Origin of the sequence: Bacillus sp. FJAT-47783 (assembly GCF_022808615.1) — a bacterium.
Lineage (GTDB): Bacteria > Bacillota > Bacilli > Bacillales > Aeribacillaceae > Bacillus_BZ.
Genome location: NZ_JAKZKS010000003.1, coordinates 64,878 through 79,270 on the forward strand (window position 1 = coordinate 64,878; position 14,393 = coordinate 79,270).

Annotated in this window: 16 protein-coding genes and 1 other annotated feature; all 16 genes read right to left on the reverse strand. The window is 36.8% G+C overall.

The genetic code is table 11. The features are described from left to right. Positions 1-43: 43 nt before the first annotated feature. The 16 genes from MLD65_RS04045 to floA all read right to left on the reverse strand — a co-directional run bounded on the left by MLD65_RS04045 (position 44) and on the right by floA (position 14,391). Positions 44-859 carry a pyruvate, water dikinase regulatory protein gene (locus MLD65_RS04045; RefSeq protein ID WP_243290592.1) on the reverse strand — a complete coding sequence of 272 codons (816 nt, stop codon included), beginning with the start codon at positions 857-859 and terminating at the stop codon, positions 44-46. Positions 860-875: 16 nt separating this feature from the next. After that, complete coding sequence (gene ccpN / locus MLD65_RS04050; protein WP_243290713.1) at positions 876-1,514, reverse strand: transcriptional regulator CcpN; 639 nt, start codon at positions 1,512-1,514, stop codon at positions 876-878. 200 nt (positions 1,515-1,714) lie between these two features. After that, positions 1,715-3,772, reverse strand: coding sequence for a glycine--tRNA ligase subunit beta (glyS, locus tag MLD65_RS04055; protein ID WP_243290593.1), 2,058 nt, complete (start codon positions 3,770-3,772; stop codon positions 1,715-1,717). Then, positions 3,765-4,655 carry a glycine--tRNA ligase subunit alpha gene (gene glyQ, locus MLD65_RS04060; RefSeq protein ID WP_243290594.1) on the reverse strand — a complete coding sequence of 297 codons (891 nt, stop codon included), beginning with the start codon at positions 4,653-4,655 and terminating at the stop codon, positions 3,765-3,767. Before glyQ ends, glyS begins: the two co-directional genes overlap by 8 nt. A gap of 69 nt (positions 4,656-4,724) precedes the next feature. Then, positions 4,725-4,904 (reverse strand) — a binding site (T-box leader). A gap of 57 nt (positions 4,905-4,961) precedes the next feature. Then, a complete protein-coding gene (recO, locus tag MLD65_RS04065) occupies positions 4,962-5,714 on the reverse strand; it encodes a DNA repair protein RecO (protein WP_243290595.1) in 753 nt (250 codons plus the stop codon). 29 nt (positions 5,715-5,743) lie between these two features. Further along, positions 5,744-5,887 (reverse strand): YqzL family protein, encoded by a 144-nt coding sequence (locus MLD65_RS04070; RefSeq protein ID WP_243290596.1) that lies wholly within the window; start codon positions 5,885-5,887, stop codon positions 5,744-5,746. 103 nt (positions 5,888-5,990) lie between these two features. Continuing rightward, positions 5,991-6,896, reverse strand: a complete 906-nt coding sequence (gene era / locus MLD65_RS04075) for a GTPase Era (RefSeq protein WP_243290597.1) — start codon at positions 6,894-6,896, stop codon at positions 5,991-5,993. Next, positions 6,889-7,287, reverse strand: a complete 399-nt coding sequence (locus MLD65_RS04080; protein WP_243290598.1) for a cytidine deaminase — start codon at positions 7,285-7,287, stop codon at positions 6,889-6,891. The genes era and MLD65_RS04080 overlap by 8 nt, the downstream gene beginning before the upstream one ends. 98 nt (positions 7,288-7,385) lie before the next feature. Continuing rightward, positions 7,386-7,769, reverse strand: coding sequence for a diacylglycerol kinase family protein (locus MLD65_RS04085; RefSeq protein ID WP_243290599.1), 384 nt, complete (start codon positions 7,767-7,769; stop codon positions 7,386-7,388). Continuing rightward, entirely contained in the window at positions 7,747-8,223 is a 477-nt protein-coding gene (ybeY, locus tag MLD65_RS04090; RefSeq protein WP_243290600.1) for an rRNA maturation RNase YbeY, read from the reverse strand. The genes MLD65_RS04085 and ybeY overlap by 23 nt, the downstream gene beginning before the upstream one ends. Next, positions 8,220-10,346, reverse strand: a complete 2,127-nt coding sequence (locus MLD65_RS04095; protein ID WP_243290714.1) for an HD family phosphohydrolase — start codon at positions 10,344-10,346, stop codon at positions 8,220-8,222. The genes ybeY and MLD65_RS04095 overlap by 4 nt, the downstream gene beginning before the upstream one ends. 93 nt (positions 10,347-10,439) lie before the next feature. Continuing rightward, the gene (locus MLD65_RS04100; RefSeq protein ID WP_243290601.1) at positions 10,440-11,405 is read right to left on the reverse strand and encodes a PhoH family protein; all 966 of its coding nucleotides are present in this window, start codon (positions 11,403-11,405) and stop codon (positions 10,440-10,442) included. A 3-nt stretch (positions 11,406-11,408) separates the two neighbouring features. Beyond that, positions 11,409-12,596 (reverse strand): sporulation protein YqfD, encoded by a 1,188-nt coding sequence (gene yqfD / locus MLD65_RS04105; protein ID WP_243290715.1) that lies wholly within the window; start codon positions 12,594-12,596, stop codon positions 11,409-11,411. Between the two features lie 16 nt (positions 12,597-12,612). Next, positions 12,613-12,897 carry a sporulation protein YqfC gene (gene yqfC, locus MLD65_RS04110; protein ID WP_243290602.1) on the reverse strand — a complete coding sequence of 95 codons (285 nt, stop codon included), beginning with the start codon at positions 12,895-12,897 and terminating at the stop codon, positions 12,613-12,615. Between the two features lie 64 nt (positions 12,898-12,961). Continuing rightward, positions 12,962-13,372, reverse strand: coding sequence for a hypothetical protein (locus MLD65_RS04115; RefSeq protein WP_243290603.1), 411 nt, complete (start codon positions 13,370-13,372; stop codon positions 12,962-12,964). 32 nt (positions 13,373-13,404) lie between these two features. Further along, positions 13,405-14,391: a flotillin-like protein FloA gene (gene floA / locus MLD65_RS04120; RefSeq protein ID WP_243290604.1), complete on the reverse strand. Its 987-nt coding sequence runs from the start codon at positions 14,389-14,391 to the stop codon at positions 13,405-13,407. Between the last annotated feature and the right edge of the window lie 2 nt (positions 14,392-14,393).

Genomic DNA, 14,393 nt, shown 5'->3' on the forward strand with positions numbered 1-14,393 from the left:
ATACTACACTTAACTACTACACTTAACATGGTCATATAACACTTTACTTTATATGACCACTCATAATCGTTTGGATAATATTCGCCGTTTCTTCTACTGCTTTGTTCGATACGTCGATAACTTGGCAGCCAATTTTTTCTACAACCTTGTCAAAATAGTCAATTTCTTCTTTAATCCGATCAATGTTTGCATAGAAAGCTTGATCATTAAGTCCTAATGCTTTTAATCGCTCTTTCCGAATAAAGTTTAATTTTTCAGGGCTGATTTTTAACCCGATGCATTTTTTCGGTGAAACTTTAAATAATTCTTCTGGTGGATCTACTTCCGGTACGATCGGAACATTTGCTACTTTAAAGCGTTTTAACGCTAAATATTGTGACAATGGTGTTTTAGACGTTCTAGAAACACCTATTAAGATCATGTCCGCTTTCATAATCCCTCGCGGATCACGGCCATCATCATATTTCACCGCAAATTCAATCGCTTCCACTTTTTTGAAATAATCATCATCTAATTGTCTAACACGACCTGGTTCATACTTTGGTTTTATTTCATAAGCGGATTCCATCTTGTCAATAAGCGGCCCAATAATATCATGATAAACGACACCTTGTTTCGTTGCTTCTTCAATTAAATATTCGCGCAGCTCAGGAACAACAAGTGTAAAGCAAATAATGGCATTATCTAACTTAGCAAGTTGTATCACTTCTTTAATCGTCCCCGTATCTTCAACGTAAGGAATTCGCTTAACATTTGTATTATGAGCAGCACCATTAAATTGACTAATTGCGGCTTTTACGACTAAGTCAGCGGTTTCGCCTACAGAGTCAGAAACAACATATAAAATCCGGTTACTCAATCTGATCCCCCCATCACTAGATAATCTCATCTTCGACAAGAGCGACTAATATTTTAGTCATATTCGTTTTCGTAACACGACCAGTTACTTCAAGCCCCTCTTCCGTCTCTCTCACTACCGGTAATGCATCTATTTGCTTCTCAATTAATATTTTAGCAACATCAATGATGAGATCATCTTTTTTGCATACGGTAATATTTGGCATTCTTGTCATAATGATGTGTACCGGAATAGATGATAAATCTTGTGTACCAATACTTGCTCTTAATAAATCTTTTCTTGATAATACACCGACTAATAAGGATTTGTCATCTACAACAATCAACGTTCCTACATCTTCTAAAAACATTGTACAAATCGCATCATATACTGAAACATTTTCATGAACTACAACAGGAATGGATTGAAAATCTTTTATTTGAAGCTTCTTTAGTTTATCTGATAAAAGTTGAGTTCCAGACTTTCCAGTATAAAAATATCCAACTCGTGGACGAGCTTCTAAATACCCCGCCATCGTTAAGATTGCTAAATCTGGACGTAAAGTTGCTCTTGTTAAATTTAATTGATCAGCAATATGTTCCCCTGTTATCGGACCGTTTTCTTTCACGATTTGCAAAATTTGTTCTTGACGCTTATTTAGTTCTATTGTTCTCACCACCTTAGCATGAATCACAAGTTCAAAATAAGATTCAAATTTCAAATAGGCTATACTATATAAAAATATTATATACTATTTCTTCAGGTTGACTAGTGAAAAAAGCTAAATGTAGTAACAATAAGACCTATTAAATGAATTTTTCAAAAAACAATGACGATTATCCGATAGAGGATAATCGTCTTTTTTGATGAATATATTTATTTTACGATAATCGTGTTCAAGTTGGCAAAAGATGTGAGGATTGCTGCTAATTGAGCCATTTGTGCTAAACGGTTTTGACGAATAGCCGGATCCTCTGCCATGACCATAATCTCATCAAAATATTGATTAATGACATCTTTTAACATTTTTAATTGCTCAAAAGCACGTCCAAATTCGCCATTTAAAGCTAGGGGCTTATAGTGCTCATGTAATTGTAAGTATGATTTGTATAACGAGTGCTCTTCATCCTTTTGGAAAAGGGAAGGATTTATTTCTTGACACTCACCTTTTTTCGAAATGTTGATTACTCGAGATAAAGCTTCTACCACTTCTTTAAATTCTTCTTTTTGAAGCTCTATTTCAAGCACTTTTGCTCTTTCCACATATGCATTCACTTCATGGTAAGAAGAGTCTAACACGGCATCAATTACATCATAACGAATGCCTTCTGCTTGAAGTACATGTTTTACACGCATTTGGAAGAAGGATAACAAGTTCTCACGTAATGTTTCGCCTTCGTTAAATGGCTCTATCGCCAATTCAAATAACTCTTCTAAAGGAATACGCCATTTTTTTGCTATTAACGTTTGTACAATACCACTTGCTTGTCTACGCAATGCATATGGATCTTGAGAACCTGATGGGATCTTTCCAATTGAGAAGAACCCTGCAATCGTATCAAGTTTATCAGCCAAACCTACAATGGCACCAATTGTAGATGTTGGAGCCTCATCTTCAGCATGTCTTGGCATGTAGTGTTCGTTAATAGCCACAGCTACTTCTTCAGATTCCCCTTTAATACGAGCATATTTTTCACCCATGATACCTTGAAGCTCAGGAAATTCATACACAAGTTGAGTAACTAAATCGAACTTCGAAATAGCAGCAGCACGTTCAACATAAACCATTTCTTGATCGGATAAATGAAGTCTATTAGCTAGCTTTTTTGCAAGCTTTATGATGCGCTCTACTTTCTCACCAACCGTACCAAGTTCTTCATGAAAAACGATTTTATTTAGCTTTTGTAATGCATCGTTAATGGATAATTTTTGATCTTCTTCATAGAAGAAGTTTGCATCTGAAAGTCGTGCACGGAGTACTTTCTCATTTCCTCTTGCAACATTTTCCAAATGGTCGGCATTACCATTTCTAACGGTAATAAAATACGGTAATAGCGTTCCATTTTCATCTTTAACAGGGAAATAACGCTGGTGCTCACGCATTGTTGTAATCAGCACTTCTTCAGGAAGATTTAAGTAATCTTCTTCAAACGTTCCATGTAACGCTGTCGGATATTCAACAAGATTTGTAACTTCTTCTAATAAATCTTCGTCGACTGGGATAACCCATTTTTTCTCTTCTTCAATCGCTTTTATTTGCTCTCGTATTACTTGCTTTCGTTTATCAGAATCTGCTAAAACGTATTGATCAAGAAGCACTTGTTCATACATTAAAGGTTTAGATACCACTGCTTTGTCACCGATAAAACGATGTCCATATGTGACATTACTCGTTTCGATATCGGTAATGTCAAATGGAATGACTTCCTTACCAAACATAACAAGAAGCCATTGAATCGGTCTTGCATAACGGAGATCGTAGCTTCCCCAGCGCATATTTTTTGGGAATGTTAATCCTTCGATTAACGATTTTAGTCCTTTTAGTAATTCTTTCGTTTCTTGACCTTTAATGAATTTTTCAACGAATGCATATTCAACACCGTTTACTTCTTTAAAGTAAATATCTTCAACAGATGCTCCTTGTCCTCTAGAAAAACCGATGGCTGCTTTGGACCAATTTCCGTTATCATCTAGCGCAATTTTTTTTGCAGGACCTTTCGCTTCTTCTTGAATATCTTGTTGCTTCTCGTCAACGTTTGTTACTAACACTGTTAAACGGCGAGGTGTGGAGTATTTTTTTACTTCTCCGTGTGAAATATTATGCTCTCTCATCCATTTTGCTACTTTTTCGGCAAACTGATTAATTGCGTCTGTGACAAACCTTGCTGGCATTTCTTCAAGACCAATTTCAATTAATAGATCACGTTTATTCATCCCTGTTCGCCTCCTTTTCCTTTAAAATTGGGAATCCTAATTTTTCACGTTCTTCATAAAAGGTTTTCGCAACTTTTCTCGCTAAATTACGAACTCTTCCGATATATCCTGTTCTTTCTGTAACGGAAATCGCTCCTTTTGCATCCAATTGGTTAAACGTGTGGGAACACTTTAATACATAATCGTACGCCGGATGGACTAAGCCTTCATCCATTTGACGATGTGCTTCTTTTTCATAAATGTTAAATAATTGAAACAACATGTCTGTATCTGATGTTTCGAATGTATATTTCGAATGCTCATATTCTGGCATTAAGAAAATATCTCTTACCGTAAATCCTTTTGTCCACTCTAAATCAAACACATTTTCTTTATCTTGAATATAGGAAGCAAGTCGCTCAATTCCGTATGTAATTTCTACAGAAACCGGTTTGCACTCTAAACCGCCTACTTGTTGGAAATACGTGAATTGGGTAATTTCCATTCCGTCTAACCAAACTTCCCATCCAAGACCAGCAGCTCCAAGTGTTGGTGCTTCCCAATTGTCCTCAACGAAACGAATGTCATGCTTTAATGGATCAATTCCAAGGGCTCGTAATGAATCTAAATATAGTTCTTGAATGTTCGTTGGCGATGGTTTCATAATAACTTGAAATTGATGATGCTGGTAAAGGCGGTTTGGGTTTTCTCCATACCGACCATCTACAGGTCTCCTTGACGGTTCAACGTATGCAACATTCCATGGTTCAGGTCCGATGCTCCGTAAAAACGTATAAGGACTCATCGTTCCTGCCCCTTTTTCCACATCGTACGCTTGCATTAAAATACATCCTTGATCTGACCAATGTTTTTGCAACGTTAAAATCATTTCTTGAATATTCATGATATAAAACACCTCCATTTAAAATAACGTACGAAAAAAGAAAAACTCTCGTCCCTATGCGTCATGTCGCATAGGGACGAGAGTAACTCGCGGTTCCACCCTATTTGCTAACGTAAATAAATACGTCAGCCTCTTTTCAAAACATATTGCTCCAGAACGCCCTTCCTCACGAACCATACCTTAGCTCACACCATCCTAAGGTCGCTTTTTATGGTGAACGTAAGTACTCCTTTCCTTCAAAGCAATATCATAATATGTAGTTAATTGAATAGTATAGAAAAAAGAAACGGTTGTCAATATTATCTTCTACAACTTATCGCGTATTTTGTCAAGTTGATCTAAAAATCTTTTTGATTTAATAACGAGCCCGGAATATTCACGGTAATACTCATCAATCACCCATTTTAATTCCTTTTTCGTTTCTTCCTTGACGGAAACTTGCCCAAGGCGCGACAAGTCTAAATAATAAAAAACGCGTAATAACTTTACAACAGTCGGTGATATGTTTAATCGGTATGCATCATGATTAAAACAACGGTGGCAAATAAACCCGTTCTCTCGAATGGAGAAATGAAAAGCCCCTTCTTTTCCTCCACATACAACACATTCATTTAAATTCGGATACAGGCCTAAAACATTTAGCATTTTCATTTCAAAAATATATCTTAATATATCAGGATCCGTACCCTCTGATAAACGATGTAATGTTTGAAAAAGAAGCTCAAATAAAAATGGATTCGGCTGATTATTTTCAGTCCCTTTATCGAGTAACTCGGTTAAATACGATGCATAGGCCGTTAAAAATATATCTTCACGAATCAACCTCATCGAATTCGTCGTTTCACCTTGCTGCAGGCTTCCTAATCCAGATGATTTTTGAAAGAGAAAGGTTCCGTACGTAAAAAGTTGGGTAACAGCTGCGAGGCGACTGTTTGGCTTTTTCGCCCCTCTTGCCATTACCCCTACTTTTCCGCTTTCTCGCGTATATATTGTCACAATTTTATTTGATTCGCCATAATCCGTTGTACGAATTACAATTCCTTCACATTTATAAAGCAAACATGTTCACCATCCAACTGGATATAGCACTAGGATACAGGAAAGTCTAACTCCATTAATTCATCCTCTTCCGTTTCAATTCCTTCTACCTTCTCTTTTTCAAGCTCTTTAAACAGAAGGTACGTATCAATACTTCCGGTGTGAGCAAAAAATTTCCAGGTGAAATCTAACATGTTGAAACCACCTTCCTCATTAAGAGTAGAAGCCATATCCTCTTACGTGTTATGTTGACCACTATGTTCTTTTTCATGTCACACAGATTTTGCTAAATTCAATTTAGTATTCGTCTTCTCTAAAACCAAAATCACGCAACTGTGTTAACCGATTTCGCCAATCTTTTTGCACCTTTACCCATAGCTCTAAAAACACTTTAGAACCAAGCAGATTCTCAATGTCTACACGGGCTCGCTGCCCAATTTCTTTTAGCATTTTGCCTTGCTTTCCAATAATAATACCTTTTTGCGAATCTCGTTCAACAATAATAGTGGCAGCTACATAAACAGCTTGATTGTTCTCTCTTTTTTCAATCGAATCAATCACAACCGCTACGGAATGAGGAATTTCTTCTCTTGTTAGATGTAACACCTTTTCACGGACAAGTTCGGAAATAATAAAACGTTCAGGATGATCTGTTACTTGATCACTCGGATAATATTGAGGTCCTTCTGGTAAAATGGATTCGATTTCCTGCAACAGATTTTCGACATTATTTCCTTGTAATGCAGAAATTGGAACAATTTCTTTAAAGTTATATTTATCCTTATATTGATCAATGATCGGTAGTAGCTTTTCAGGGTGGATTTGATCAATTTTATTAATAACAAGGAATACAGGTGTATTCGTTTCTTTTAACCGCTCGAGAATAAATTCCTCTCCTCGACCAAGACCTTCTTCAGCATTGACCACAAAAAGAATTAGATCTACTTCTTTTAATGTATTAATAGCCACTTTCATCATGAAGTCGCCTAGCTTATGTTTCGGTTTATGAATTCCGGGTGTGTCTATAAACACGATTTGTGAATGATTCGTTGTGTAAACACCTTGAATTTTATTACGAGTTGTTTGAGGCTTGTCGCTCATGATAGCAATTTTTTGTCCAATAACTCGATTAAGAAACGTTGATTTTCCGACATTTGGTCGGCCAATAATAGAAACAAATCCTGACTTAAATTCGTTATTCATGTAAATCCTCCGGTGAAAATGCTCCTGGAAGCAATTGTTCTACAGTTAATTCTTGCACATCTCCATTTAAGTTAGATAAGATGACTTTCATATCTTTTGGGCATAACTCGGATATGACTTGTCGACAAGCCCCACAAGGTGGAACAGGCCTTTTTGTCTCTGCCACTACAGCAATGGCACTAAACTGACTTTCACCTTCAGAAACCGCTTTAAATAGTGCTGTTCGTTCAGCACAATTACATAAAGAATAAGCTGCGTTTTCAATGTTACAACCTTTATAAATTTCTCCATGCTTTGTCAAAACGGCTGCACCTACTTTAAATTTTGAATACGGTGCATAAGCTAATTCTCTTGCTGCTTTTGCTTCTGAAATTAATTGTTCGATATTCATTGACGCTCTTCCTTTCTTATGTTGCTAGCAGCCTCTACTCCTATTTTACATGAAATCGGATTAAAATTCCAACCTATATTATCAGAAAATTAAAACTATTACAAGAAAGTTAATTTCGGTAAGAAGATGCATAAGCCGATAATGACCGAAACGACCGCAAAAACAAAAACAGCCGCAGCTCCTGCATCTTTTGCCTTTTTCGCAAGCGGGTGATGTTGTTGCGTTACTAAATCGACAACACGTTCAATCGCCGTATTCATTAACTCTAAAGCCAACATCCCACCAATAAGAAAAACGATCATCATCCATTCAAATAAACGAATATGAAAATAAATTCCAGCCATAATCACGATGACAGTTGCAAGAAGATGAAATCTAAAATTCACTTCTGATTTTATCGTTGCAACGATCCCATGCCATGCAAATCGAAAACTATGCACGAATCGCTTAAAGTTTGATTTAAATGGATCGATGGAGGCCATATTTCTCTAATAGTTCCTTCTGCTTTGAAAACATTACTTTCTCTTCTTCTTCTGTCATGTGATCATAGCCTAGTAAATGCAAAAATCCATGCAATGCTAAAAACCCTAGTTCACGAATAAAAGAATGGCCATACTCTTCTGCTTGCTCTTTCGCCTTTTCCACGGAAATAATAATATCGCCGAGTGTAACGGGTAAGTTTTCTCCTTGAATGGCCACTTCCCCTTCTCCCATTTCTTCCATGGCAAATGAAATAACATCTGTTGGTTGATCTTTCCCTCGATACTCTCGATTTATTTGCCTAATTTCTTCATTTGTCACGATGGTTATAGACAGTTCAGCACCTGACTGTACGTTTTCTTCTTCGGCTGCAAATTCAAGAAGAAGTTCAATTTTGTTCTGCTCCTCTTCTGTTAATACACCCGTCTCATCAACAAAGTCCATCATCAATCTCATACTTGCTTCACCTTCTTATTTAGTTCTGGATACTCAATGCGAGAATGGAAAATCCCTTTCATTGTCTCACACAATGATTTTGCGACTAGATCTAATTCCTTAAACGTAATATCACACTCGTCAAATTGACCATCTTGTACGCGGTCTTTAATTATGGATTGTACGAGCTTCTCAATTTTCTCAGGAGTTGGGTTTTTTAACGACCGAACAGCAGCTTCTACGCTGTCCGCAATTGAAATAACAGCAATTTCTCTCGTTTGTGGTTTCGGCCCAGGGTATCTAAACTCTTCTTCCATAATATCATGCTCGCTATTTTCTTTCGCCTTATGATAAAAATATTTTAGAAGAGTCGTTCCGTGATGCTGCTCAGCAACATCCACAAATTCTTTTGGCATTTTATATTTTCGAAGCATCTCAGCACCTTCTGTAGCGTGGGCAATGATGACATTTTTACTTAATTGTGCTGAAAGCTTATCATGCGGGTTCTCCATATTCATTTGATTTTCGATAAAGTAATGCGGTCGCTTCGTTTTCCCAATATCATGATAATAGCTACCAACACGAGCTAACAGTCCGTTCGCACCTATTGCTTCACATGCAGATTCTGCTAAATTAGCGACCATCACACTATGATGGTACGTTCCAGGAGCTTCGGTTAAAATTTTACGCAATAACGGATGGTTCGGGTTCGATAGCTCAATTAACTTCATCGTAGATAATATTCCAAATCCCGATTCAAAAAAGGGCATAAATCCGATTGCAAGTACAGATGAAACGATTCCTGAAACAACTGCCATAACAAAATAAGAACCGATTTCCAGGTTAGTTGTATTTCCATTTTGAATTAAAATAATGGATGTGATAACAAATACATTTACAAATGAGACAAATAAACCTGACTGCAATATTTTTGCGCGAACATTATGCTCACCTAAAAAGAGTACGGCAGCTAAACATCCACATAAATAATAAAGACCGATAACAAAATTAAAAGTACTCGTTACATCATCGTTAAAAATTAAACTTCCACACACCGCTAATAATAAACTGGATAAAAAGGCTAAACGATCGTTAATGAGAAGTTTAATTAACATAACCCCCATTGAGACTGGTACGATAAACCCGATATGTGTATAGTCCATTTCCTGGAATAAACTAATAATTTTCATCATTGCTAATGTAATGCTAAAAATGATCGTATACAAAAGGAGTGATTGCTGCCTTGTAATATAAAAGCTTTTTTCTTTTTCAAAATAGTAAGCAAGCAATGCAACCATTAGTAATATTAGTAAGGCAAGCCCAATAAATGGTTGGAACGTATATTTATTATCGAGTAGACCTAATAGGTCAAGTTTCCGATACACTTCTCGGTCAATAAGTTGGCCTTCTTCAACAATAATTTGCCCTTGCTTAATTTGAACTTCTTGCACTTCTTCTCTCGCTTGTTCTCGTTTTTCCTCGGTCGCTTCTAAATCATATGTATAGTTTGGAATGATGGCGATTTCACCGATTTTTGCTGCTGCATCAACCAGTTCGTTCGATAAGTTCCCATATTGAAGATTATCTTTCACATTTGCACGTGCCTCTTCCACTTTCTCAACGGTAATCGGGTTACTCATAATCGTATTGACAGCGGTAATGACCGAATCTACCGCCATTTTTAAATCTTTTTCATCAGCTTTTAACAGCGTAGTGAGAACATCTGCAGGAATTTGTTCGTAACCTTGAGATTTCAAGGCATCTTGGAGCTGTAAAAGTTTTTCATCTTCAGAAATATTTACTTCATTTTCTTCTTTTACTTCCGTTTTCTTTACCATTATGGTTTCGAAGATAGAATTGACCATCGACACACTATTATTAGCAAATTCTCGATTTAATACATATTGATCTTCTACATTTGCCGCTGCTTCATCGCGCCTTTTTTTTGTCATCTCTTCATCTACCATTGTTGTAGGGGCATAAATCGTTTGATCAGAGACGGTAAACAGCTTAACATCAAATGTATCGGGCTTTACATTGCTAAAAAGAACGACAAAAAGAATAACTGACAGAACGGGATATAACAAAAAGTGTAGTGATTTTATTTGATTAAAAACACGAATATTCTTCTTATTTTTCTTCATTTTCTTACTCAATGATTAAACCTCCCCATCCCTGTCGGTGATGGCTATTAAATTGTGTAAAAAGAACCCGTTCATAGCGGGAGACGGGTCTTTTTATCCATTCATTTTTTGTTCATACGCAGCAATAATTTTGGAAACGAGAGGGTGTCTTACAACATCCTTTTGCTCTAAGTAAACGAAAGAAATCCCTTTAATATCAGATAGAATTTCTTGTACAACCGCTAAACCTGATTTGACTCCTTTTGGCAAGTCAACTTGCGATATGTCCCCAGTAATAATCATTTTTGAGCCAAAACCTAATCTTGTTAAAAACATCTTCATTTGCGCGGGTGTCGTATTTTGAGCTTCATCTAAAATCACAAACGCATCCTCTAATGTGCGTCCCCGCATATAGGCAAGCGGTGCAATTTCAATTGTTCCTCTTTCGATGAGTCGGGCCGTATGATCTGCGCCAAGCACTTCATGCAGCGCATCATAAAGTGGTCGTAAATAAGGATCTACCTTCTCCTTTAAATCTCCTGGTAAAAAACCTAAGCTTTCACCCGCTTCAACGGCTGGACGCGTCAAAATAATTTTCTTTACGAACCCGTTCTTCAGCGCATGAACAGCCATGACAACAGCTAAAAAGGTTTTACCTGTCCCTGCAGGACCAATTCCAAATACTAAATCCTTTTTCTTTATCGCCTCAATATATGTTCGCTGTCCTAATGTTTTAATACGTATCGATTTTCCTTTTGCTGTTTTAGCAATCTCTTCATCATATAAATAGGCAAAATCATCGAGTGAACCACTTTCCGCCATACGAATGGCATATAAAACGTCTCGTTCCGTTATATGGACGCCTTTACGAATAACAACTAATAAGGCATGCAAAAGCTTGTCAACAAGCTGTACTTTGTTATGTTCACCTGAAACAGATACGGATTCTCCACGAGTAATGATCGAAACATTTAATTCTTCTTCAATTCGTTTTAAGTTAACATCATGAATACCAAATAAAGCAATCGCTTCATTCGGGTTTTCCAACTGTTGGTTAATGGTTACTAAAGCTTCTGGCATTCTTTAATCTCCCTGTACGATTGGTTTCGTTTCTACAATATCTTCAATAACTTGGAAAAGTATTTTCATCTTAACTTTACCATTCTCATTTCTTTCTTGCAAAACTTTTTCTTCTTTGATTTCATCTTTCTCCCCAAGCTTTTCTTTTAAATTTTTTTTCGCTAAGTTTAATCCCTTTTCTTTCACTTCTTCCTTCGTATACTTTTTTGTTACTGTTTCTGATTCTCGGTACGTCTCGTTTACATAGCTAATCGGCAATGTCCAGTGAAGAAAATGGAATGGTTTATTGGTGACTTCTTTTTCAAACTGTTTATATTCATTTTTTTTGAATCCCCAAAAAGGGACGCTGAATCCGTAAATATCGATTTTATGTTTTGTTATATAATTTCCCGTTAACACTTCATACGTCGATTCCAATGGGACCTTTACGACCGTTTCATACCATGTTTCTCCGTACACTTCTCCCTTTGCCCCTACTAGCTGTTCATTTTTTTCATTTCCAATAATGCCAGACACTAAAATTTGCCCTTTTTGAACATGTTCATGAATCGATACCATCTGTTGACCTTTTTCTACAAACATTCTTGATATAACCGCTTCCTTTGAAGCGACAATATGCTGTGGGCCAACATACTCCTTCTCTGGTGGTTCTTTTTTTTCCACCACTTCTATATGGTAGGTTGTCCCGACTAAATCAACACCTATCCATGTAATGCCTTCAACCTCATCTAACACATATTTTTGAATGTCGTCTGGTTCAGGTAACAGAAATTGAAATGCACCTGTTTTAATACCGATTTTCTTTAATTCTTTCTCTACTAAATGCTCTGTCTTCGGTTCAGCACCTTGAATTTCAATCCCCCAAACCATGTTTGATAAAAGGAATGCAATAATAAAAAAGCATGTCATTCCAATTAGAAACCCGCTGTTTTTATACGATCTTTTAATCCAAAATGGCAGACCTTTTCGTTTTAGAAATGTACATGTACAATCATTTCTTCGAACAACTTTTCTTAGTGCATGTACATCTTGAAGACGAATAAAAAAAGAGACTTTCCCCGAACGATGACGCTTTACATCCCATAGAAAAATCCTTTCCCTTACACAGTCATTAATAAATCGTTCCGTACCAACACCTTCAATGACAACTTGGACATTCCCGGTAAAAAAATAAATCCATTTATTTTTCATCATGTACCTCCTATCATTACTGATCGATATAGAGAACCTTTTCAATTTGGCCTTCTAACAAAATTTCTTCAGGTAATATCGTCTTAATGACGAAGTGATTGCCTTTTATTAATAGTTGTCCTTGCTTAAGGAGCAACCGAACTTCTTGTTCAGAAAACGTTAATAGGCCTTTATGATTTTCTATGTAAATATGGAGTTGCCCAATCATCGTTATTCTCGGAAGATCCATCATCACATCAGGAGGTACTTCTAACGACCTTGTTAACCAACTTGTCATTTTTTTATGCCATTTTTTCGCCATAAAAAAGAACCCCCTTTCATCTCATATTTATGAGATAAATAGAGGTTCTAACACCAAAACTTTGCTAATTTCGTCTATATGCATTGAAGGGACGCTTTGATCTTGGTTCTTTTAAAATTTCACTCCATATAATCCCGTCGACAGGTGACTGCAATGAAGGTTTTCGATTCTTTTTCACCGCTTTATTTTTCAAAGATGGTGATTGTATTTTTATTGAACGTGTATTTACAGGCATCTCTTTATTACGATTTTTAATTTCTTCATACCGTTTCTCAATTTCCGAGACAACCTTTTGCTCCTCAACACTTTGTATTTCTACCTTTTGGTTAGTTGTTTGTTGAACGCTAGCACGTTTAACCTTCGGGGGAGCCTCCTCTTTCTCTTTTTCTCTTTTACGTCCTAAAATGGATGTCACAATCCCGATCAACACTGCAATGAGTAACGGATTATCTAATAATAGTTCAAATACATTCATCGTTCCATCTCCTTATTATTGAAACAGAACTTTTATTCTTCATCATCTTGATCCTTCGTTAGTTTTCCAATTGAATCCCGCATATCTGTATCCGCACTAATGTTCTTAATGTTCATGTAATCCATTACGCCAATATTACCTGAGCGTAACGCTTCTGCCATTGCAAGTGGAACTTGCGCTTCTGCTTCGACAACTTTCGCGCGCATTTCTTCAACTTTCGCGCGCATTTCTTGTTCTTTTGCAACAGCCATCGCACGGCGTTCTTCCGCTTTCGCTTGCGCAATATTTTTATCAGCCTCTGCTTGATCTGTTTGTAAAATAGCTCCGATATTTTTGCCGATATCAACATCAGCGATATCAATCGATAAGATTTCAAAAGCAGTGCCTGAATCTAATCCTTTTCCTAAAACGGTTTGTGAAATTAAGTCTGGGTTTTCCAATACTTTTTTATGATTATCAGAAGAACCAATTGTACTTACAATTCCTTCTCCGACACGGGCAATAATCGTATCTTCTCCAGCACCACCGACTAGACGATCAATATTAGCTCTAACAGTAATTCGAGCTTTTGCTTTCACTTCAATTCCATCCATTGCCACACCAGCGATAAAAGGAGTTTCAATCACTTTTGGATTAACACTCATTTGCACCGCTTCTAATACATCACGGCCTGCTAAATCAATCGCTGCACAGCGCTCAAAAGATAATTCAATATTTGCTCGTTCCGCTGCAATTAACGCATTTACAACTCGATCGACATTACCACCAGCTAAATAGTGGCTTTCTAATTGATTTGTCGTTACATTTAATCCAGCTTTACTTGCTTTAATCAATGGATTAATGACTCGACTCGGAATCACTCGGCGAAGTCGCATTCCAATTAGTGTAAAAATACTAATTCGCACGCCTGCAGCTAACGCTGAAATCCAAAGCATGACTGGGACAAACGTAAATAGTACAGCTAGTAAAATAAATCCAATTACAATAAGACCTAATAGTAAGAATGTAGACGGATCCATTT

Bases quoted from the DNA above. Each gene is read 5' to 3' on its own strand.
- MLD65_RS04095 (WP_243290714.1), bottom strand. From the start codon at position 10,346: ATGAAGAAAAATAAGAAGAATATTCGTGTTTTTAATCAAATAAAATCA.
- glyS (WP_243290593.1), bottom strand. From the start codon at position 3,772: ATGAATAAACGTGATCTATTAATTGAAATTGGTCTTGAAGAAATGCCA.
- floA (WP_243290604.1), bottom strand. From the start codon at position 14,391: ATGGATCCGTCTACATTCTTACTATTAGGTCTTATTGTAATTGGATTT.
- ybeY (WP_243290600.1), bottom strand. From the start codon at position 8,223: ATGAGATTGATGATGGACTTTGTTGATGAGACGGGTGTATTAACAGAA.
- yqfD (WP_243290715.1), bottom strand. From the start codon at position 12,596: ATGAAAAATAAATGGATTTATTTTTTTACCGGGAATGTCCAAGTTGTC.
- MLD65_RS04085 (WP_243290599.1), bottom strand. From the start codon at position 7,769: ATGGCCTCCATCGATCCATTTAAATCAAACTTTAAGCGATTCGTGCAT.
- era (WP_243290597.1), bottom strand. From the start codon at position 6,896: ATGAATAACGAATTTAAGTCAGGATTTGTTTCTATTATTGGCCGACCA.
- MLD65_RS04070 (WP_243290596.1), bottom strand. From the start codon at position 5,887: ATGTTAGATTTCACCTGGAAATTTTTTGCTCACACCGGAAGTATTGAT.
- yqfC (WP_243290602.1), bottom strand. From the start codon at position 12,897: ATGGCGAAAAAATGGCATAAAAAAATGACAAGTTGGTTAACAAGGTCG.
- MLD65_RS04100 (WP_243290601.1), bottom strand. From the start codon at position 11,405: ATGCCAGAAGCTTTAGTAACCATTAACCAACAGTTGGAAAACCCGAAT.
- MLD65_RS04080 (WP_243290598.1), bottom strand. From the start codon at position 7,287: ATGAATATCGAACAATTAATTTCAGAAGCAAAAGCAGCAAGAGAATTA.
- MLD65_RS04115 (WP_243290603.1), bottom strand. From the start codon at position 13,372: ATGAATGTATTTGAACTATTATTAGATAATCCGTTACTCATTGCAGTG.
- glyQ (WP_243290594.1), bottom strand. From the start codon at position 4,655: ATGAATATTCAAGAAATGATTTTAACGTTGCAAAAACATTGGTCAGAT.